Annotated in this window: 11 protein-coding genes and 2 pseudogenes; 4 read left to right on the forward strand and 9 right to left on the reverse strand. The window is 50.7% G+C overall.

What is annotated here, in order from left to right:
• Positions 1-10: 10 nt before the first annotated feature.
• Positions 11-3913, reverse strand: a complete 3903-nt coding sequence (gene hrpA, locus A7589_RS02590; RefSeq protein ID WP_105282632.1) for an ATP-dependent RNA helicase HrpA — start codon at positions 3911-3913, stop codon at positions 11-13.
• Positions 3914-4113: 200 nt separating this feature from the next.
• On the opposite strand from hrpA, the gene azoR reads away from it, so the two are divergent.
• Positions 4114-4719: an FMN-dependent NADH-azoreductase gene (gene azoR, locus A7589_RS02595; protein ID WP_000048935.1), complete on the forward strand. Its 606-nt coding sequence runs from the start codon at positions 4114-4116 to the stop codon at positions 4717-4719.
• A 39-nt stretch (positions 4720-4758) separates the two neighbouring features.
• On the opposite strand, the gene A7589_RS02600 is transcribed toward azoR, so the two are convergent.
• The 7 genes and pseudogenes from A7589_RS02600 to A7589_RS02620 form a co-directional block, all read right to left on the reverse strand.
• Positions 4759-5625, reverse strand: a complete 867-nt coding sequence (locus A7589_RS02600; RefSeq protein WP_108188709.1) for an aldo/keto reductase family oxidoreductase — start codon at positions 5623-5625, stop codon at positions 4759-4761.
• Between the two features lie 210 nt (positions 5626-5835).
• A complete protein-coding gene (locus tag A7589_RS23620) occupies positions 5836-8253 on the reverse strand; it encodes an autotransporter domain-containing protein (RefSeq protein ID WP_502693646.1) in 2418 nt (805 codons plus the stop codon).
• 165 nt (positions 8254-8418) lie between these two features.
• Positions 8419-10881, reverse strand: a pseudogene (locus tag A7589_RS23625) (beta strand repeat-containing protein); the annotation flags it as partial.
• Between the two features lie 120 nt (positions 10882-11001).
• Positions 11002-11973, reverse strand: a pseudogene (locus tag A7589_RS23630) (BigA/YdbA N-terminal beta-barrel domain-containing protein); the annotation flags it as partial.
• Between the two features lie 322 nt (positions 11974-12295).
• On the reverse strand, positions 12296-12619 hold the full coding sequence (locus A7589_RS02610; protein ID WP_000831644.1) for a YdbL family probable chaperone protein: 324 nt from the start codon (positions 12617-12619) through the stop codon (positions 12296-12298).
• Between the two features lie 7 nt (positions 12620-12626).
• Complete coding sequence (locus A7589_RS02615) at positions 12627-12812, reverse strand: YnbE family lipoprotein (protein ID WP_000706311.1); 186 nt, start codon at positions 12810-12812, stop codon at positions 12627-12629.
• Complete coding sequence (locus A7589_RS02620) at positions 12809-15448, reverse strand: YdbH family protein (protein ID WP_108188711.1); 2640 nt, start codon at positions 15446-15448, stop codon at positions 12809-12811. Before A7589_RS02620 ends, A7589_RS02615 begins: the two co-directional genes overlap by 4 nt.
• 207 nt (positions 15449-15655) lie before the next feature.
• Here A7589_RS02620 and ldhA point away from each other — a divergent pair, with 207 nt between their 5' ends.
• Both ldhA and hslJ read left to right on the forward strand, forming a co-directional pair.
• Positions 15656-16645: a D-lactate dehydrogenase gene (gene ldhA / locus A7589_RS02625; protein WP_000762228.1), complete on the forward strand. Its 990-nt coding sequence runs from the start codon at positions 15656-15658 to the stop codon at positions 16643-16645.
• 156 nt (positions 16646-16801) lie between these two features.
• A complete protein-coding gene (gene hslJ, locus A7589_RS02630; protein ID WP_010349010.1) occupies positions 16802-17224 on the forward strand; it encodes a heat shock protein HslJ in 423 nt (140 codons plus the stop codon).
• Here hslJ and A7589_RS02635 read toward each other — a convergent pair.
• A complete protein-coding gene (locus A7589_RS02635; protein WP_001203005.1) occupies positions 17221-17487 on the reverse strand; it encodes a putative hemolysin in 267 nt (88 codons plus the stop codon). The two genes, hslJ and A7589_RS02635, sit on opposite strands and share 4 nt — an antisense overlap.
• Before the next feature lie 273 nt (positions 17488-17760).
• On the opposite strand from A7589_RS02635, the gene nifJ reads away from it, so the two are divergent.
• The gene (gene nifJ / locus A7589_RS02640; protein ID WP_000628219.1) at positions 17761-21285 is read left to right on the forward strand and encodes a pyruvate:ferredoxin (flavodoxin) oxidoreductase; all 3525 of its coding nucleotides are present in this window, start codon (positions 17761-17763) and stop codon (positions 21283-21285) included.
• Positions 21286-21556 lie beyond the last annotated feature (271 nt).

Consider the following 21556-nt stretch of genomic DNA (forward strand, 5'->3'; position numbering starts at 1 on the left):
AATAGCAGCGTTATCCGCTAATTTGCTCCATCGCTTGCAGAATACGCTTATCTGAAATCGGATACGGCGTACCGAGTTGTTGGGCGAAGTAACTGACGCGCAGCTCTTCAATCATCCAGCGAATCTCTTTTACGTCTTCATCTTCACGACGTGCTGGCGGCAATTTGTTGATCCACTGCTGCCACGCCTGCTGGACGTTTTCGACTTTCAGCATCTGGGCGCGGTCGCGGTGTGGATCAACCGCCAGTTTCTCCAGGCGTTTTTCAATCGCCTGCAAATAACGCAGCGTATCACCCAGACGTTTGAAGCCGTTACCGGTGACAAAACCGCGATATACCAGCCCGCCCATCTGCGCTTTGATATCTGAAAGTCCCAGCGCCATCGTCATATCAACGCGCCCTTTCAGGCGTTTATTGATATTGAACACCGCTGTGAGGATTTGCTCGACCTGCTTCGCAATATCCACCACCGTGTCGTTCAGTTCGGCGCGCACTTTTTCATGCAGCGCAGCAAAGCCTTCTTCCGTCCAGACAGGGCCACCGTTGGCATCGATCAATTTATCCACACCGCAGGAGATACAGTCGTCGATCAGCTCCAGTACTTTGCCATACGGGTTAAAGTACAGCCCTAACTTGGCTTTGTTTGGTAACTTTTCATGCAAGTACTTGATCGGCGATGGAATATTCAGCAGCAGCAAACGGCGAAGACCGTTCCACATCGCTTGCTTTTGTTCCAGCGGATTATCAAACAGTTTGATCGCTACGCTGTCGCGTTCATCCACCAGCGCCGGCCACGCTTTCACTTTGTAGTTGCCACGTTTCTGTTCATAGCTTTCCGGCAGTTGACCAAAACTCCAGATATGTAAGCCGCTCTGCTCAATACCGTCATCCGCCACTGCAGACAGCGTTTCCTGCACTTTGCCTTTCAGCGCGTCTTTCAAATCTTGTAATGAGCGCCCTTCTTTTAGCTTCTTGTTTTTGTCATCCACCACGCGGAAGGTGATTTTCAGGTGATCGGGCACCTGATCCCAGTGCCAGTCCTCGCGGTCAACGGTAACGCCGGTCATCCTACGTAGCTCGCGCTCAAGGCTGTCGAGCAACGGCAGCTCCAGTGGCGTGACGCGGCCTAAGAACGCTTCGGCGTAGTTTGGCGCGGGTACAAAATTACGCCGTACCGGTTTCGGCAACGATTTAATCAGAGCAATCACCAGTTCGCGGCGCAGACCGGGGATCTGCCACTCAAACCCACTCTCCTCAACCTGGTTAAGTAACGGCAGCGGGATATGCACAGTCACACCGTCAGCATCTGCCCCCGGCTCAAACTGATAACTCAAACGCAGCTTGAGATTGCCCTGATGCCAGAAGTTCGGGTAATCCAGCTTGCTGATTTTTTCCGCACCTTCTTTGATCAACATGCTCTTTTCAAAGTTGAGCAAATCAGGCGTTTCGCGGCTGACCTTTTTCCACCAGCTGTCGAAGTGGCGCGAGGAGATGACATCGTGACTGATGCGCTGGTCGTAAAACTCAAACAGCGTTTCGTCATCCACCAGAATATCGCGGCGACGTGATTTGTGTTCCAGCTCTTCCACTTCCGCCCGCAGTTTCAGGTTCTCGCGAAAGAATGCGTGGCGCGTCTGCCAGTCACCTTCCACCAGCGCGTGGCGAATAAAGAGTTCACGACATAACGCCGGATCAATCTGGCTGTAGTTGACCTTGCGCGCGGCAACAATCGGCAATCCATACACAGTGACTTTTTCCGTTGCCATCACCGCGCCCTGCGCCCGTTCCCAGTGCGGTTCGCTGTAGGTGCGTTTAATCAAATGCTGCGCAACGGGTTCCACCCATTCTGGATCGATACGCGCAGCAATGCGCCCCCACAGGCGGCTGGTTTCTACCAGTTCCGCCACCATTACCCATTTCGGTGGCTTTTTGAATAAACCAGAACCGGGGAAGATGGAAAAACGCGCGTTACGTGCGCCGGTATATTCCTGTTTATCGGCATCTTTCATGCCGATATGCGAAAGCAAACCGGTCAGTAAGGCGATGTGAATTTCGCGATACTCCGCCGGTTCGCTGTTCACCGGAATGCCGAGTTCTTTCACTACCTGGCGCAACTGGGTGTAGATGTCCTGCCATTCGCGCACGCGCAGATAGTTGAGGTAATCGGTGCGGCACAGGCGACGGAAGGCATTCGAGGAGAGCGCCTTTTGCTGTTCGCCGAGATAATTCCACAGATTAACAAATGCCAGGAAGTCAGACTCTTTATCGTGGAAACGACGATGTTTCTCGTCCGATGCCTGCTGTTTGTCCATTGGACGCTCACGCGGATCCTGAATGGAGAGCGCGGAAGTGATAATCATCGCTTCACGCACGCAGCCATGTTTTTGCGCTTCCAGCACCATTCGCGCCAGACGAGGATCGACAGGCAGTTGCGAGAGTTGGCGACCGAGCGGCGTCAGTTTATAGGCGCTGGCCTGTTCATCAGTGGTGATCGCGCCCAGCTCTTCGAGCAGACGCACGCCATCCTGGATATTGCGTTTATCCGGCGCTTCGACAAACGGGAACGCGGCAATATCGCCCAGCCCCAGCGCAGTCATCTGCAAAATAACCGAGGCCAGGTTGGTACGCAGAATCTCCGGGTCGGTAAACTCCGGGCGCGAGAGGAAATCGTCTTCGGAATAGAGACGAATACAGATCCCTTCTGACACACGTCCGCAGCGACCTTTACGCTGATTAGCAGAAGCCTGCGAAATTGGCTCAATCGGCAAACGCTGCACTTTGGTGCGATAGCTGTAACGGCTGATACGCGCCGTACCGGGGTCGATCACGTATTTAATACCCGGTACGGTCAGCGACGTTTCCGCGACGTTGGTCGCCAGCACAATGCGCCGCCCGCTGTGCGACTGGAACACCCTATTTTGTTCGCTGTTCGACAGTCGTGCGTAAAGCGGCAAGATTTCGGTATGACGTAAGTTCAGCTTGTTCAGCGCATCGGCGGTATCGCGAATTTCCCGCTCGCCGCTCATAAAGATCAGGATATCACCAGGAGTTTCCTGGCTTAGCTCTTCTACGGCATCGAAAATGGCCTGCAACTGGTCGCGTTCGGTGTCATCCGCTTCTTCAACAATCGGGCGATAGCGCACTTCCACCGGATAAGTGCGACCGGAGACTTCGATAATCGGCGCATTATTAAAGTGACGTGAGAAACGTTCAGGATCGATGGTCGCCGAGGTGATGATCACTTTCAGATCTGGACGACGCGGCAGCAACTCTTTCAGATAACCGAGCAGAAAATCAATGTTCAGGCTACGCTCGTGCGCTTCATCGATGATGATGGTGTCGTACTGCATCAGCTGGCGGTCTTGCTGGATCTCCGCCAGCAAGATACCGTCAGTCATCAGTTTGACCATCGTGTTATCACTAACGTGATCGCTAAAACGAACCTTATAACCGATGCAACCACCCGGCTCGGTCTGCAACTCTTCGGCAATACGATTCGCGACGGTTCTTGCTGCCAGACGGCGCGGTTGGGTATGACCGATCAGCCCTTTAATTCCGCGCCCCAGTTCCATACAGATTTTCGGTAACTGAGTGGTTTTACCTGACCCCGTTTCCCCGGCAACGATGACGACCTGGTGGTCACGAATCGCTTCGAGAATGTCCTGTTTTTTCTGACTAACCGGCAAATTGTCCGGATAAGTAATCTCCGGACGCGCCGCTTCACGCAGCAGGACTTTCCCTGCCGCCTGGTCAATCTCTTTTGCCATTTCCTGGAAAATGGCCTGTTGTGCATCAGGATTTTTAACCTTTTTCACACCATGCAGACGGCGGGAAAAGCGCAGCCTGTCACGCAGCATTAGCGAATCCAGCCGCTGTTGCAAGACATTAAAGGTCAATTTTTGTTGTTCTGTCATAACGTTAGAGGGCAGTAGTCTGCCTGATTAATTTTCTTTTAAATGATAGATATAGAGTACCACATCGCGGCTTTCTATGCGTTGTTCAATAAATTCGAACATAGGCTTCGATTTATTGCGCTATCTCTGTGGCAGGATTGTGAATAAAGTGTCAACAAGCAACGGGGCATCGCCCATTCAAACATCTATAAGGAAACACCATGAGCAAGGTATTAGTTCTTAAATCCAGCATCCTGGCAGGGTACTCTCAGTCTAATTTGTTGTCCGATTATTTTGTTGAACAATGGCGCGAAAAGCACACTGCTGATGAAATCACCGTTCGTGACCTGGCAGCAAATCCGATTCCGGTGCTGGATGGCGAACTGGTTGGCGCTCTGCGTCCGAGCGATGCGCCGCTGACCCCACGTCAACAGGAAGCTCTGGCGCTTTCCGATGAGCTGATTGCCGAGCTGAAAGCCCATGACGTTATCGTGATTGCGGCACCAATGTATAACTTCAACATCTCGACTCAGCTGAAAAACTATTTTGACCTGGTTGCGCGTGCAGGCGTTACTTTCCGCTACACCGAAAACGGTCCGGAAGGTCTGGTAACAGGTAAAAAAGCCATCGTGATTACCAGCCGTGGCGGTATCCATAAAGATGGGCCGACGGATCTGGTGACGCCGTATCTGTCCACGTTCCTGGGCTTTATCGGCATTACCAATGTGAAATTCGTCTTTGCGGAAGGTATTGCTTACGGTCCGGAAATGGCAGCGAAAGCGCAGGCAGACGCCAAAGCAGCAATTGACGCAGTTGTTGCAGCATAAGTTTTAAGAGGCCTCCTGCAAGTGCGGGAGGCTTTTTACTTAACCCGCCTTTTTCGCAATGCTTTCCAGTGTTGCCAACACATCATCAGATAACACTAATTTCCCTGCAGCCATATTCTCACGCAAGTGCGCAATGGAAGACGTCCCAGGGATCAGCAAAATATTCGCTGAACGTTGCAACAGCCACGCCAGCGCCACCTGCATTGGTGTCACGCCCAGGCTTGCAGCAACATCCGAAAGTGTGGAGGATTGCAGCGGCGTAAAACCGCCGAGCGGGAAGAACGGCACGTACGCAATACCATCGCGAGCCAAAGTATCAATTAATGCGTCATCGGCACGGTGTGCAATGTTGTATTCGTTTTGCACACAAACGATTTCAGCGATTTTGCACGCTTCAGCGACTTGTGTCGGCGTGACATTGCTCAAACCGATATGTTTTACCAGTCCCTGCTGCTGCATCTCTGCCAGCTCGGTCAGGCTGGCTTCAATCGATCCTTCCGTCGGACCGTGACCATCCCCCAGCATTACGCGCAGGTTAACCACATCCAGCACATCAAGCCCCAGATTTCGCAGGTTGTCATGCACCGCCTTTTTCAGTTCAGCGGGAGAGAATGCGGGCAGCCAGGAGGCATCCTCACCACGGCGAGCGCCAATTTTGGTGACAATCGTCAGGTCGTCAGAATAGGGATGCAGTGCTTCACGGATGATCTGGTTGGTGATGTGCGGGCCATAAAAGTCGCTGGTATCAATGTGATTAACGCCCAAAGCAAGTGCCTCACGCAGCACGGTAATAGCAACATGGCGATCTTTCGGCGGACCGAAAACACCAGGCCCTGCCAGCTGCATCGCGCCATAACCAAGACGGTTAACGTTTTTTGTCCCAAGAGTAAATGTGTTGCTGCTCATAACATCCTGCCCTTTAATAAAACGGATAAAGAAAAATCAGTATAGAAATGAAAAGAGATAAATGATGTGAAGGCATAAATAAGATTACCGGATGCGCAGCACTTATTTGACCTGAAAGACAGCCAAAACTCAGGCTGTATAAGATCGTATTCGGCAATAAAAAACCGCAACCAGTATCAGCGTTGCGGTTTTTGTGTCACATGCGAAAAATTAGAACGTTTTCTTAAAGTTCAGCATCACGCCTTTGTCGCTGATGCCGTCCTCTTTCCAGTGGTAAGCATCCAGATGCAGCGAACTTTCTTTGCTACTGTACTTCACGCCGACGCTTGCCAGGCTGTTGATACCGCCGCCCTCCAGCGTGGCGTTCACGCTCCAGCCGTCTTTCCCTGCGTAGTTCAGTTTCAGCCCGACGATGCTGTCCACCGCCGTTTCGCTGCCACTGTTCATATTCAGGTTAAAGTCACCGGCATTACGTTCCTGATAACCGCCTTCCAGCGTGTGGCGCAGTTTCACTCCGGCATACGGCGTGATTTTCAGCCCTTCGCGCGGTTCAAAGGTTTTCGCCCCTTCGCTGCGGAATTCCAGGTACTGCTGCTTCACGTCGGTATCGGCTGTTTTGTTGACGCCGTTGTAGGCCACGGTTCGGCTGCTGTCCAACTGGTGAACGTCGTAGCGCAGGGCGTTATTCCAGTTCACGCCATTCTCAAAGGTCATCTGATGTTGCAGGCCAAAGAACTGGCTGTAACCACCGGTCACGCCGTTGTCCCCGGCCTTATCTGAACCGTCGCCGTCAAGACGGGCGATGCCGTATTCCAGGCTCAGGTTCTGGCTGTCGGTCAGCGCCAGCGACTTGCGCAGCGCCAGCATGTCGTATTGCGTGTCGTTGCCCAGTTCCGCGCGCGGATCGCCTTTTGCCACCACGTTGAACGCAAGACCATTGCCCACCTTCAGCGCGGCATCCGCCAGCATACTGAAGCGGTTGCTTAACACACGCGCTTCGCGGAACACGGTGGTTGCCTGGCTGCCGCTGATTTGTTTCAGTGCGCTGTTCAGTTCCGCCGTGGTGCCCACGTTCAGGCTGGTGTACAGCTCGTTGTTGGTGTAGCCCGCGTCCAGCGCCTTCGCCACATCATTCACACTGCCATCTGTCGCGACATCGGTGTAGGTGTTTTTGGTCATTGTCACGTCTACGTTACCGCTCGCATCCGTACTTCCTTGCGCATTCCACATCACAGTAGTGGACGTGATGGCGTTCGCGTCAGTGAGGTTGCTGCCCTGTACTACGTTATCAAAGTTAACGGTGGTCTCTGCTGTACCCGCAGCGAAGCCAGTGTTGATCTCCACGCCGTTCATGCTGGCGTTATTGACCATCAATCGACCCGCGCTGCCGTCGGCGTTAGTGCCCACAACATAGCCGTTGAGGTTGTTGGTAGCGCCAGCGTCGCCACTTGAGTTATCAGCAAACGATGTCACTGTAGTATTTGGTACATCCGGTAATGTGTAATCGCCGTAATGAACTTCGGTGGTGTTATCGTTGTTGCCGTTCTTCCCTTCCACATTCACGCTGTCGCCCTGTTTGATCAGGCCAGACCCGGTCACACCATCAGCGATCACCACCGAACCGTTGTTGACGACGTGGCCATTCGTCCCCAGCACACTGAAAGCAAAAGAATCATTGGCATAAATATTAATGGTGCCGTTGTTCTCAATGACTGCGTCTGCCGTTGCATTGGCATCCAGTTGCATTGCAATCAGGCCAGTATCGGTCGTGCCTTCCGTACCCAGGTTAATGATGCCCTCGTTGACCAGTTGCGCATTATTGTTCCCTTCCATCGCCACGGCATTGTTGCCGCTGATGTTCATGGTGCCGTCATTCTGCGCGACATAGTTGTTATGGGTGAATTTCACCGCGCTGGCGTTATCATGGTCGAAATTAATCTCGCCTTCACTCATATTCCAGAAGAACGCGTCGGTCGCCGCCGCGTTACTGGCGCTGACAACGACAGATTTGGCGGTTGAATCCACTTTACCGTTGTTGATAAAGCGCCCGTTATTCCCCCAAATATTCACGGCTCCGTTATTTGAGGAATCGATCAACGACATATGCCCAGTGTTGTACAGCGTACCAGACTGATTCAGGTGAATAGCATTTTTAGCATTATTAAGAATAAACTCACCGCTGTTATTAAATACGGCGTTATTGTTTATTTCTAACATGCCGGCATTGGTGCCACCACTGCTCTCGCCAAGAATCCATTCACCTTCGTTATTCACCACGGCTTTATTGGTTAACATAGCACCGTTTTTAACCGTGCCGCCCTGCTGGTTGTTGAAGGTGCCGTTTTGTTGAGTGATACGGCCGGTAATTACACCGCTGTTATTAACAGTACCGTCTTTCTGTACCAGTTTATTGATGGTCCCTGTATTGCTCACCAATGCATTACTGGCGCCAGCATATATCGTTACCTGGCCTGACACCGTACCGTCGTTATTCAGCGTGCCGCCGTTCACATCAATGTTGTTAATTGTACCTGCGTTATCAACTACGCCGCCGTCATTCAGTTTAATCATGTTACTGATATTTCCGGTTGCGGTATTATCCAGTTCACCGCTCAGAACTGTCAGCATCTGGCTGGTAACAGTTCCTGCGTTGGTAACGCTACCCGGCGTGGTATTGGTTATTACAACGGATTGAGTAAAGTTGGTTGACTGCCCTTCGGCGGTGATCGTATCTCCCCCGGTGTAGACAAGGCTAACTGCCGGATCGGTCGGGTTATACACACCGGCGGTTTGGCAATTGCCAAACGTACAGATAGTGCCGTAATTGATAATGGTGCCCAAACCGTCAGTATAAAAAGCCTGGCCGACATCGGTATCAATATTGATCACACCGGTTTTGTCATTAATCGCCACGCCGGTGCCAACAGCGCCCATTGCGAACAGTTGGTTATTCTGTTGCTTCGTGACGTTTTCATCCGTCGTCAGATTGATAGTGCCCTGGTTTACCGCTGTACCGCCGTTCAGCGCCAGCATACCAAAACCTTCATTGTTGACGTTGATTGTGCCTGTATTCAACCCGGTGGCATCTGCCCAGCCAGTCTCGGTCGATCCCACCAACATACCACCGCCCATTAGATATGGAGTATTCGTCTGCCAATAGGCTTCGCTGGTGATATTGCCATTATCATCCAGAGTCGGGATAAAACTATCGACGTTAATTTCTCCGGCATTAATGGCAGTACCTTTTGCTGAAGAAACGCCATAGGTTCCTGCGCCATGCAGATTAATCAGCGCATTAGCTTCGTTAGTGGCCTGCCCATAATTATCCGCCATTAAGGCGAAGAACACTCTGTTATACCAGGGAAGGGGGTAAGCCGCTTCGCCATCACCTCCTTGTGGCGTGGTGGCGGAAACTACGTTAATTGTACCGCCAGTCGCATTTATCGCATTTGATCCCTCTCCGCTGGCGTGAACCATCGCAACCTTTGAGTCACTGACCTGATTTTCTCCCGGCAACGCCGTTATGGTGCCGAAATTAGTGACGGTTCCGCCTGCGCGAGCCACCATCAACTCCTGTGAGGTAGCCGCATTAATGGTTCCGTAGTTATCAATATGCGTTCCGGAGTCATTTGCCATAAGAACGGCGTAAGGATAAATATATTGGGTATTGATTAAATTGCCGGTAACGTCAATAACGGAGTCTCTGTTGAGAGTGACCGTTGCACCATCCGAAGCTGCAACAAGCGTAACCTGACCCCGCAGCGTGCTGGCATCCACGCTGGAGTGACCACTGACGTTAACCGTATTCATGCCAGAAACGTTTACACCGGTTACAACCTCCTCAGCGCCTGTTCCTGAAACGTTAATACCGCCCTGCAGATTAACGGTATTACCTTTACCAGTAACGTTGAGCCCCCGCATATTGGCTTCCACCGTAGCCATCCCCTCATTGAATGAGAAGTTTATGCTGCCGTTTAAATCAATGGTGTTATTATCACCGCTAATATTTATCCCATCCAGCGGTGACGGTACGCGGGTACTTTCGGTCCCCATACTCGATATCAGGTTGATATTTCCGTCCAGGGTGATATCGCTACCATTACCCGTCATATTGATGCCCGTTGCACCCTGGAACAATCCGCTATCGTCTTTTTCCTGGATAACGTTGATATCTCCCCGCAACTCGACCTGCTCGCGATCGCCCGTAATAGCGACACCCGTTCCATTTTTTGAGATGTCGATTTCGCCAACATTGGTAAACTGTACGTCATCGCCGTCGATCATGACGCCGTTCGAATTCTTATCCACAACGGTAATTTTGCCCGTGTTGCCGATGGTCGCGCGATCGCCGCTGACATCAATGCCGTGCGCTGCACCGCTAACAAACAGGTCGCCATTCTGGAGGACACGGGTATCATCACCAGTTAACCGTGTACCCACCGCGTTCACCCCATCAACGGTCATATCCCCTGAAATTTCGAGGTTGTTTCCGTTGCCAGATAAACTTACGCCCGTTGCATTTTCACCTTCAATACTCAGCTCATAAGTTGTCAGCGTGATGCTGTTGCCGCTGCCGCTTACCTCCAGCCCGGTCGTGGCGTCGTTGACGGACATCTTGCCTGAAAGTGAAATACTGCCCTCATCACCGGCAACGTTAACGCCCGTACCACTATTTTTGGTGGTGATATCCCCCACGTTGACGAAGGTGGCGTTGTCGCCGTCGATCAGCACGCCGAATGGATTGCCATCGTGCCCCGTCTCGCCAACCGTAATATCACCGATATTCATAAACGTGACATCACTGCCATCCAGCAATACGCCAATGGATTTATCATCCACTACGGTAATATTGCCTTTGTTACTGACAATGGTGCCGTTACCCTCGACGTCAATACCGTGTGCAGCGCCGCTGACGTAAAGATCGCCTTCCTGCTTAATAAGCGCGTCATCACCGATAATTTTGGTCGCCGCCGAGTTTTCACCATCGACGGTCATATTCCCTTTATTATCAATAACAGCATCGTCACCGTTAATCAGGCTACCTGTACCGCCGTTAGTAAATGTGGCGTCACCCTGGGTATTAATCGTCGCGTTGTCACCGTTGACAATAACGGCCGTACCGCCATCCACTTCGGTTTCACCATTGTTATTGATGGTGATGTTATCGCCCGTCAGGATACCGACAATGGAACCTTCGCCAATCGCAGTGGTTTTACCGTCATTGTTCAGAACAATATTATCGCCTTCCACGGTCATTACCGTACCGCCATTCAGCGCGGTGTTGCCGCCCTGGTCGGTAATAATGGCGTCACTGACTTTGATATCGTTGCCCGTGGTTCCATCAACTACCACACCAGCTTCTTTGGTGATGTGGATTTTGCCCTCGTCGTCGTAGCTCCAGGTGATTCCACCCGCTTTGTTAACACCTTCGAAGACTGCCGTGTTGCTGTCTTCATTTACCTTCCACTGTTTGACAATTGTCTGGCGACCGTCTTTTGCCGTCAGGGTATAGCTGCCATCCGCATTCTCGGTGTAGGTAAACGCTGCGTTACGGATTTGCAGCGTTTTTTCAGCTTGATCCCAGGTCACGTTGTTGTTGTATTTGATCGGGTCCGGTTTATCATCCGGTGGTACTGGCGTGTCTCCGCCATCGTCCGGCGGCACTGGCGTGTCACCACCATCATCTGGCGGTACTGGTGTATCACCGCCATCATCCGGTGATACTGGCGGGTCACCACCATCATCTGGCGGTACTGGTGTATCACCGCCATCATCCGGTGGTACTGGCGTATCACCGCCATCGTCCGGCGGTACTGGCGTATCACCGCCATCGTCCGGCGGTACTGGTGTATCACCGCCATCGTCCGGCGGTACTGGCGTATTACCGCCATCATCCGGCGGTACTGGCGTATTACCGCCATCATCCGGCGGTACTGGCGTATTACCGCCATCATCCGGCACCGGAGACCGATCGTCGTGATGGTGATTATTATCATCGTGTAGGGCATAGACCGCGACACCTGTTACTACCGCCGCCAGACCAGCGGCAGCCCAGGGTAAAACGGCACTGTCTTTAAGATCTCTACATTCTGCCGGTAAATTCTCAAGCTGTTCTTTATTTAATATGTGAATATTTGCCGGACAGGATATTTTGCTGGATTTCCGTGTTTCGTCGGCTGACTCGGTTGTAGTGGTATCCGCAGCCCATGTCTGGCTACTTAACGCCATCGCAACACAGACAGACAACAATTTTTTCCTTTGCATATATAACTCCTTAAAAATAGTTCTTGCATAACAAACTACACAAGACTTAAAGACAGAAAGCACTAAATGCTTGCAACGAAGCATTTAATAAACAAAATTTATTTTATTCATGCGGCGAATACTAAGGTAGATCAGTTCAGAAATAACAATAAAACAATTATTAAATTATATTCTGCGAGAAAATCATTTTAAACAAATAATTAAAGACCGGAGAGAAAAAGACATTAATAATTCATTCATACAGAAAATAAAATATTAAATTTTATCTATTTTGATGATGAGTTGAAATTATTTACCGCTATAACAAGAGGATATATAAGAAATATTAATAACAATGACTTACACTCTAATAATGCTCAGTATTATAAAATAATGCCAATATAGATATTTTGTTTCTAATAGTAATTTATTTTCGCAACCATTTACCATTAATCCCCTGCACATATTCACCCGGCTTCGCGCGAGCGACAAGTTTTTGCCCTGCCAGTTTCGCTATCTCATCTGTGGATACATTATTCTGCTTTGCCAGTTGCTGGTAACTACGATTACGAGCTTCATTAATATCTCTTACCAATGCCTGTGTTTCGGCATCCGTTTCCAGCGCCACCAGGTAACCGTTAAGCGTTTCACCGACCCGCCCCTGACTTCTGGCTTCATTCAGGGTCAATGCCATCGCACTGCTGCTCATCAGGCCAATAATCCACACCATTATGAGTAATGTTCTTTTCATCATTACCTCAAAAAAGATCGCTACGGGTTTTAAGCAGGTCTTCAACATCTTTGTCCGCTTTGATGATGATCTCATGCTCAATTTTAACGTTCATATTAATGGTGATTGGCTCCTTCGGCGCAGCCACCTCTATGCGCGGAGTGCAACCAACCAACATAAAAGAAGACGCGAGCGCGGCTATCACTATTTTCATTGTTTTTCCTCACATTCTTTTCCTGACGGGCAGCCATTTTCCGGGATACGGGCATTCTGTTCCAGCCACGCCTGGAGATTATCGCCAAAGCGTAAACTGCGCCATAACGTAAAAATATTCTCTTCGTGACTGTAATTAAGATTCACAGTGCCTGTTTTGCCATCAACCCGACTATTACCGCTGATCGTTGCCTGCATGGTTAATACACCGAGATTATCTAAATTAATTTTTGTCGATGAACGGCTAATTTCCATATAGCGCAACCAGTTGATAGCAGTTCCGGCGGTCATATTGTCTTTTGCTACTGCATCCGCCGTGTCTTTATCCAGACGTAAAGTCATGGGGCCTGAGTTTGCCAGCCAACCATCTTTTACAATCCATTTTTCATTATTCAGCCATAATGGCAAGGCACCACTAAATGCCCCTGACATAGCGAATTGTTTCGGGTTGACGGCGCTAATCAGTTCACTGGATGAGAGATTATTCAGGCGCAATAGCGCCGGATCGTGCTGCGGCATACGTAATTGTTTCATCAGCACGTTACCGCCTAAAACATCAACACTCACATTGGTCAGTAGCAAGGGTTCATCTTCGGTCCACGGATAACGCCCCTGAAGATCGGCAGTGATATTTTTTGCCGTCACAAGGTTAACCACTTCAGCAATACGTAATGATACAGGTCGTCGCGTCCCCAGGTGCCACGCACCGTCGCCAAAACGGAACGGTAGTACAAAGTCGACGCCGTTGACCTGGTTATCAGGCATCCAGGCGCGGCCACCTTTTAATACGCCATGCCCCCCCGCACGGAAGCCTTGATCAGGCGCAGCGGAAAAGGCCACCTGAGCATACAGCTCGCCATCGCGTAGGTTCATCTTCCAGTCAGGTGGCACCAGCGGCTGAAATACAGTGAGTGATTGTTTAGGCCACCAGGCGTTACCGCGCAGACGAATACCGTCCCAGCGACCATTTACCCGTACCGGACCAATCTCGCCAGCATGTAAATCGCCTTTGAAGAGGAAATAAGTTGGTTCGCGCCCTTCAACACTAAATTTTAAGGTTGATGGCGGTAACACGCTGCCCCCCGTGAAAAGCGTTTGCCCTGCATCCAGCGAAAGCGCACCACTAAAAGACGGATTCTGAGCGTCGCGTACCCAGACAACGGGTTTATCAAGAATTAAGTGCGGCGTTTCCACCGTCATTGTGCCATATTGCAACTGGTCGAAACCGGTCGAAAGATCGGTAAGCGTAATCGTGCTGTCATGCCACTCACCTTTTCCTGCGACATCCCAGTTGGCATTCATCGGGGTAAAACTGCCTTTTCCCCAGTAACGCCACTGCCAGCGTCCTGCATCAGGGAGAAAATCGTTCGCCTGACCATCCATATGCAGCACAAAGTCGCCCAGTTCATTTTCATGTGCCTGCAAAATAGCCTGCAAGCGCCCGTCAACACCACGTTGAGTGACTTTTACCCCCGCTAAAGGCCAGCGGATTTCATCGATGTCCAGTGAATCGATGACTCTCCCCTTTGAACGTAATAACGCGCCAGGCTCAAAGGCCAGCGTTGGGTCAGTCAGACTTCCGCTTAGCTGCGCCGGTAAGCGAGCATATAAAATAAGATCCGCCTGTTTCGCTTCACCGGTCAGCTGCAGTGGCATCTGACTGTTATCCATGCTTAATTTTCCTGGGCCAAAATTAAGCACCGCATTGCCCTTACCCGCTTTTCCCTGGGTCAGCACACTCAGCCGACCACTGACTAATGCGTTCTCAAGCCCGGCCTGCCAGTTATCGACTTTGACACCCAACCGTCCACTAAGGGGAAAACCTGCATACGGCCAGCTCCAGCGACCATCACTTACCGTCAATTGCTGACGTGTAATTTCCCATGGTAAATCGAGCAACGGATCGCCGTTATCTCGTGTCATCACAATCAATTGCCCGCTATTTTCCTGCCACTCAAGTTCAGCATCCACCAGCGACGGTTCCTGCGGCAAATTCAACGTCGCAGTAGCATGGCCACTTACAGGAAGCCCATCCGGCACTAGCGGCAGGGTAAATTCTCCCACCAGTTTTACCGGCGGCTGATTTTCGAACGCGGCAACATCCAGCTCGCTGACTGTAAGTTGTTGCCCTTTAAGCTGGCCTTGAAATTTAACTTTTTCGCCCTGATAACGCAGTTGCTGGATATCAGAGGTTAACGCGAGAGAGAGTTTTCCCTGCCATTCCTGCCAGGGAGAAAAGATCAGTTTATCAATATTGATCCAGGTGTTAGGCAACATGGCTTGCCACTGCGCGAGGGTCTTCGGCGCGGCTGGAGAGGGTTCTTCCTGTGGCAATTTCGCCAGGCAATTAGAGTCAAGTTCTACGGTACCGACATTCAATAACCAGCGGCTGGGATGTGAAAGACTGGCGTTGGTGATATGTGCAAGCTGACAATCTCCCACCAGATAACGGAGATCGGGAATGATTAAACCTTTACGCGTAATGCGTGGACTTTCATCTAATGCAATACGTGTACCGAGCGGTAGCCAGATGCCCGCCAGCGTGGGCACCCACAATCCGAGCGTCATCAGCAACGTCAACGGCACAAGAATAATCAGTAATAGCAGCGCGAGAACAGCTTTATATTTACCCAACATGGGTAGTTAATATCCTGATTTAGCGAAAAATTAAGCATTCAATACGGGTATTGTGGCATGTTTAACCGTTCAGTTGAAGGTTGCGCCTACACTAAGCATAGTTGTTGATGAATTTTTCAATATCGCCATAGCTTTCAATTATATTTGAAATTTTGTAAAATATTTTTAGTAGCTTAAATGTGATTCAACATCACTGGAGAAAGTCTTATGAAACTCGCCGTTTATAGCACAAAACAGTACGACAAGAAGTACCTGCAACAGGTGAACGAGTCCTTTGGCTTTGAGCTGGAATTTTTTGACTTTCTGCTGACGGAAAAAACCGCTAAAACTGCCAATGGCTGCGAAGCGGTATGTATTTTCGTAAACGATGACGGCAGCCGCCCGGTGCTGGAAGAGCTGAAAAAGCACGGCGTTAAATATATCGCCCTGCGCTGTGCCGGTTTCAACAACGTCGACCTTGACGCGGCAAAAGAACTGGGGCTGAAAGTAGTCCGTGTTCCAGCCTATGATCCAGAGGCCGTTGCTGAACACGCCATCGGTATGATGATGACGCTGAACCGCCGTATTCACCGCGCGTATCAGCGTACCCGTGACGCTAACTTCTCTCTGGAAGGTCTGACCGGCTTTACTATGTATGGCAAAACAGCGGGCGTTATCGGCACCGGTAAGATCGGTGTGGCGATGCTGCGCATTCTGAAAGGTTTTGGTATGCGTCTGCTTGCGTTCGATCCGTACCCAAGTGCGGCGGCGCTGGAGCTCGGTGTGGAGTATGTCGATCTGCCGACCCTGTTCTCTGAATCAGACGTTATCTCCCTGCACTGCCCACTAACGCCGGAGAACTACCACCTGCTGAATGAGGCGGCGTTTGATCAGATGAAAAACGGCGTAATGATCGTCAACACCAGTCGTGGCGCATTGATTGATTCCCAGGCGGCAATTGAAGCTCTGAAAAACCAGAAAATTGGCTCGCTGGGGATGGACGTGTATGAAAACGAACGCGATCTGTTCTTTGAAGATAAATCCAACGACGTGATCCAGGATGACGTGTTCCGTCGTCTGTCTGCCTGCCATAACGTGCTGTTTACCGGACACCAGGCATTCCTGACGGCAGAAGCTCTGACCAGTATTTCCCAGACCACGCTGCAAAACTTAAGTAATCTGGAAAAAGGCGAATCCTGCCCGAACGAACTGGTTTAATCCTGCTGCTCCCCTGCAAACCAGGGGAGCTTATTCAGATAATCCCCAAAGATCTTTCATCCACTATTCTTAAAATATATTTTGTAGGACGGGTAAGGCGCGTCGCGTTGCATTCGGCAGTCAGCACCTGATTTATACCTTAAGTTGAGAACCAAAATGAAGAAAGTAGCCACGCTTGTTGCGTTAAGCCTGCTGATGGCGGGATGTGTAAGTAATGACAAAATTGCTGTGACGCCAGAACAATTACAGCATCACCGCTTTGTGCTGGAAAGTGTCAACGGTCAACCTGTTACCAGCGATAAAAACCCGCCAGAAATCAGCTTTGGTGAAAAGATGATGATTTCTGGCAACATGTGCAACCGCTTTAGCGGCGAGGGTAAACTTTCTGGCGGTGAACTGAAAGTTAAAGGACTGGCAATGACCCGCATGATGTGTGCCAACCCACAGCTTAACGAACTCGATCACACCATCAGCGAAATGCTGAAAGAAGGTGCGCAGGTAGATCTGACCGCCAACCAGTTGACGCTGGCAACCGCGAAACAGACATTAACTTATAAACTGGCAGATTTAATGAATTAATAGCTGCCACAGCTTCCGGCGGCAAGTGACTGTTCGCTACAGCGTTTGCCGTTGGGTAATGCACACATTCCAATAGCCGTTCCGTCAAGTTGACGGGCAACGGATAGCGAACCACCAATCATCGCGCAATTTGCTTCACCGCTACTGGACATGGACGCTTTTAAACCTGGCGCCACATGCGCCGCAGTTGCCTGCTGAACTGGTTCACTACTACACGCCGATAACAATAAAGCGGCACACCCGACCCACAACACTGCTCGCATCTTTACTTCCTCTAATCTTTAAACCAAACGACACCGCCGTAAATAATAGGCAGCACAGACGACGACGTCGAGAACAACTATGTGTGTTGCAACGCATTGTTACTTTTTTATGGCTATTTTTTTGTCCACTGTTTGATCAAAACATTCATTACGCTGATATGGGGGACACAAAAGCGAAAATGCAACAGAAAGCCATTTGCTAAAATTGAGAGATAACTACTGGGCGCGCAGCTTTTTCGTGTGCCCCTCATTTGCGCAATGTAAGGGTGTCGTATGATCACAATTGATGGTAATGGCGCGGTAGCTTCGGTGGCATTTCGCACCAGTGAAGTTATCGCCATCTACCCTATTACCCCAAGTTCCACGATGGCGGAACAGGCCGATGCATGGGCCGGAAACGGCTTGAAAAACGTGTGGGGAGATACGCCCCGCGTGGTTGAAATGCAGTCAGAAGCTGGTGCTATCGCGACTGTGCACGGCGCTTTGCAAACGGGTGCTCTCTCGACATCATTTACATCATCGCAGGGTTTACTGCTGATGATTCCGACGTTGTACAAACTGGCGGGCGAACTGACGCCGTTTGTACTGCATGTAGCAGCGCGTACCGTCGCTACTCATGCGCTCTCTATTTTTGGCGATCATTCAGACGTGATGGCCGTGCGCCAAACCGGTTGCGCCATGTTGTGTGCAGCAAACGTTCAGGAAGCGCAGGACTTCGCTCTCATTTCACATATCGCAACACTAAAAAGCCGTGTGCCGTTTATTCATTTTTTTGATGGTTTCCGCACGTCCCACGAGATCAACAAAATCGTTCCACTGGCTGACGACACGATTCTTGAACTGATGCCGCAGGCAGAAATTGATGCCCACCGCGCCCGCGCGCTGAACCCGGAACATCCGGTAATTCGCGGCACCTCGGCTAACCCGGACACCTACTTCCAGTCACGTGAAGCCACCAACCCGTGGTACAACGCAGTTTACGACCATGTTGAACAGGCGATGAATGATTTCGCCGCCGCTACGGGTCGTCAGTATCAGCCTTTTGAATACTACGGGCATCCACAAGCAGAACGGGTGATTATCCTGATGGGATCTGCCATCGGTACTTGTGAAGAAGTGGTTGATGAGTTACTTACCCGTGGCGAAAAAGTCGGGGTGCTGAAAGTTCGACTATACCGCCCGTTCTCCGCCAAACACTTACTGCAAGCATTGCCAGACTCCGTGCGAACTGTCGCGGTGCTGGATCGTACCAAAGAGCCGGGCGCCCAGGCAGAGCCACTGTATCTGGACGTAATGACCGCGCTGGCGGAAGCCTTTAATAATGGCGAGCGTGAAACACTGCCACGCGTCATTGGCGGGCGCTATGGCTTATCATCCAAAGAGTTTGGCCCGGATTGTGTGCTGGCAGTATTTGCCGAACTTAACGCAGCCAAACCCAAACCCCGTTTTACCGTCGGTATTTACGATGATGTAACCAATCTGTCGCTACCATTGCCAGAAAATACCCTGCCAAACTCCGCGAAGCTGGAAGCCCTGTTTTATGGTCTGGGCAGTGATGGCAGCGTTTCCGCGACTAAAAACAATATCAAGATTATCGGTAACTCCACGCCGTGGTATGCACAGGGTTATTTTGTTTACGACTCCAAAAAAGCCGGTGGTCTGACAGTTTCTCACCTGCGCGTAAGCGAACATCCCATTCGTTCTGCATATCTGATTCCCCAGGCTGATTTTGTTGGTTGCCACCAGTTGCAGTTTATCGACAAATATCAGATGGCAGAACGTCTGAAACCCGGCGGTATTTTCCTGCTTAACACGCCGTACAGTGCCGATGAAGTCTGGTCGCGGTTGCCGCAAGAAGTGCAGGCGGTGCTGAATCAGAAAAAAGCACGCTTTTATGTCATTAACGCAGCGAAAATCGCGCGTGAATGTGGACTGGCGGCTCGTATTAATACCGTAATGCAGATGGCGTTTTTCCACCTGACACAAATTCTGCCTGGCGACAGCGCCCTGGCTGAATTGCAGGGCGCGATTGCCAAAAGCTACAGCAGCAAAGGCCAGGATCTGGTGGAGCGCAACTGGCAGGCACTGGCGCTGGCGCGAGAATCCGTGGAAGAAGTCCCGTTACAGCCGGTCAATCCACATAGTGCAAATCGTCCGCCGGTGGTTTCCGATGCTGCACCTGATTTCGTTAAAACCGTTACCGCTGCGATGCTCGCCGGACTTGGCGATGCCCTCCCCGTTTCGGCGCTACCGCCAGACGGCACATGGCCAATGGGAACCACTCGCTGGGAAAAACGCAATATCGCCGAAGAGATCCCCATCTGGAAAGAGGAACTCTGTACCCAATGTAACCACTGCGTCGCTGCTTGCCCACACTCCGCTATTCGCGCAAAAGTGGTGCCACCCGAAGCAATGGAAAACGCCCCTGCCAGCCTGCATTCGCTGGATGTCAAATCGCGCGATATGCGCGGGCAGAAATATGTGTTGCAGGTCGCACCGGAAGATTGCACCGGCTGTAATCTGTGCGTTGAAGTCTGCCCGGCGAAAGACCGACAGAATCCAGAGGTCAAAGCCATCAATATGATGTCGCGTCTGGAACATGTGGAAGAAGAGAAAATCAATTACGATTTCTTCCTGAACTTACCAGAAATCGACCGCAGCAAACTGGAACGTATTGATATTCGGACTTCGCAGTTAATCACACCGCTGTTTGAATATTCTGGTGCTTGTTCCGGTTGTGGCGAAACGCCATATATCAAATTGCTTACTCAGCTCTATGGCGACCGGATGTTAATCGCTAACGCTACTGGCTGTTCGTCAATTTACGGCGGTAACCTGCCATCCACACCGTATACCACTGATGCCAATGGTCGAGGTCCTGCCTGGGCGAATTCACTGTTTGAAGATAACGCCGAATTTGGCCTGGGCTTCCGCCTGACGGTCGATCAGCATCGTGTCCGCGTGCTGCGTCTGCTGGATCAGTTTGCCGATAAAATCCCGGCGGAGTTACTGGCAGCGTTGAAATCAGACGCCACGCCAGAAGTTCGTCGCGAACAGGTTGCCACGCTGCGCCAGCATCTCAAAGATGTGAGTGAAGCTCATGAACTGCTACGCGACGCTGATGCGTTGGTGGAAAAATCAATCTGGCTGATTGGTGGCGACGGCTGGGCTTACGATATCGGCTTCGGTGGTCTGGATCATGTATTGAGCCTGACGGAAAACGTCAACATTCTGGTACTGGATACGCAATGCTACTCCAATACCGGCGGTCAGGCGTCTAAAGCAACGCCGCTTGGCGCGGTGACTAAGTTTGGTGAACACGGCAAACGCAAAGCGCGTAAAGATCTCGGCGTCAGTATGATGATGTACGGTCATGTTTATGTGGCGCAGATTTCTCTCGGCGCGCAGTTGAACCAGACGGTAAAAGCGATTCAGGAAGCGGAAGCCTATCCGGGGCCGTCGCTGATCATTGCTTACAGCCCGTGTGAAGAGCACGGTTATGACCTGGCATTGAGCCACGACCAGATGCGCCAACTCACCGCAACCGGCTTCTGGCCGCTGTATCGCTTTGATCCACGTCGTGCCGATGAAGGCAAACTGCCACTGGCGCTGGATTCTCGTCCGCCATCAGAGGCTCTGGAAGAGACATTGCTCCATGAGCAACGTTTCCGCCGTCTGAATTCGCAACAGCCAGAAGTGGCGGAACAGTTATGGAAAGATGCCGCAGCCGATCTGCAAAAACGCTATGACTTCCTCGCGCAAATGGCAGGAAAAACGGATAAAAGTGGCACCGAGTAGCGTCGTCGGATAAGGATTATCCGGAACGAAAAAAAGCCCGAATGAAAGTTCGGGCTTGTCTTTTTATTTGTTGGGAAAGAAATAGCTATAGCAATGACCCAACGATAAATAATATCTGTGACAATAAAGGCATATAACCCACGCAGAATAACGCATCATTTTTTAAAAGTATAATTTTTATTTTGTATGTATAACCATCAAATCATTCACCAAACTAATCATCATTTCCCAGGAATTATTTGATTAAGGTTTTACTTAAGGCGTAACAAAT

It is taken from the genome of Escherichia sp. MOD1-EC6475, from assembly GCF_003046645.1.
In the GTDB taxonomy this organism is placed as follows: Bacteria; Pseudomonadota; Gammaproteobacteria; order Enterobacterales; family Enterobacteriaceae; genus Escherichia; species Escherichia ruysiae.

Bases quoted from the DNA above. Each gene is read 5' to 3' on its own strand.
- hslJ (WP_010349010.1), top strand. From the start codon at position 16,802: ATGAAGAAAGTAGCCACGCTTGTTGCGTTAAGCCTGCTGATGGCGGGA.
- A7589_RS02610 (WP_000831644.1), bottom strand. From the start codon at position 12,619: ATGAAAAGAACATTACTCATAATGGTGTGGATTATTGGCCTGATGAGC.
- A7589_RS02615 (WP_000706311.1), bottom strand. From the start codon at position 12,812: ATGAAAATAGTGATAGCCGCGCTCGCGTCTTCTTTTATGTTGGTTGGT.
- A7589_RS02620 (WP_108188711.1), bottom strand. From the start codon at position 15,448: ATGTTGGGTAAATATAAAGCTGTTCTCGCGCTGCTATTACTGATTATT.
- A7589_RS02600 (WP_108188709.1), bottom strand. From the start codon at position 5,625: ATGAGCAGCAACACATTTACTCTTGGGACAAAAAACGTTAACCGTCTT.
- ldhA (WP_000762228.1), top strand. From the start codon at position 15,656: ATGAAACTCGCCGTTTATAGCACAAAACAGTACGACAAGAAGTACCTG.
- A7589_RS02635 (WP_001203005.1), bottom strand. From the start codon at position 17,487: ATGCGAGCAGTGTTGTGGGTCGGGTGTGCCGCTTTATTGTTATCGGCG.
- nifJ (WP_000628219.1), top strand. From the start codon at position 17,761: ATGATCACAATTGATGGTAATGGCGCGGTAGCTTCGGTGGCATTTCGC.
- hrpA (WP_105282632.1), bottom strand. From the start codon at position 3,913: ATGACAGAACAACAAAAATTGACCTTTAATGTCTTGCAACAGCGGCTG.
- azoR (WP_000048935.1), top strand. From the start codon at position 4,114: ATGAGCAAGGTATTAGTTCTTAAATCCAGCATCCTGGCAGGGTACTCT.
- A7589_RS23620 (WP_502693646.1), bottom strand. From the start codon at position 8,253: ATGCTGACAGTTCTGAGCGGTGAACTGGATAATACCGCAACCGGAAAT.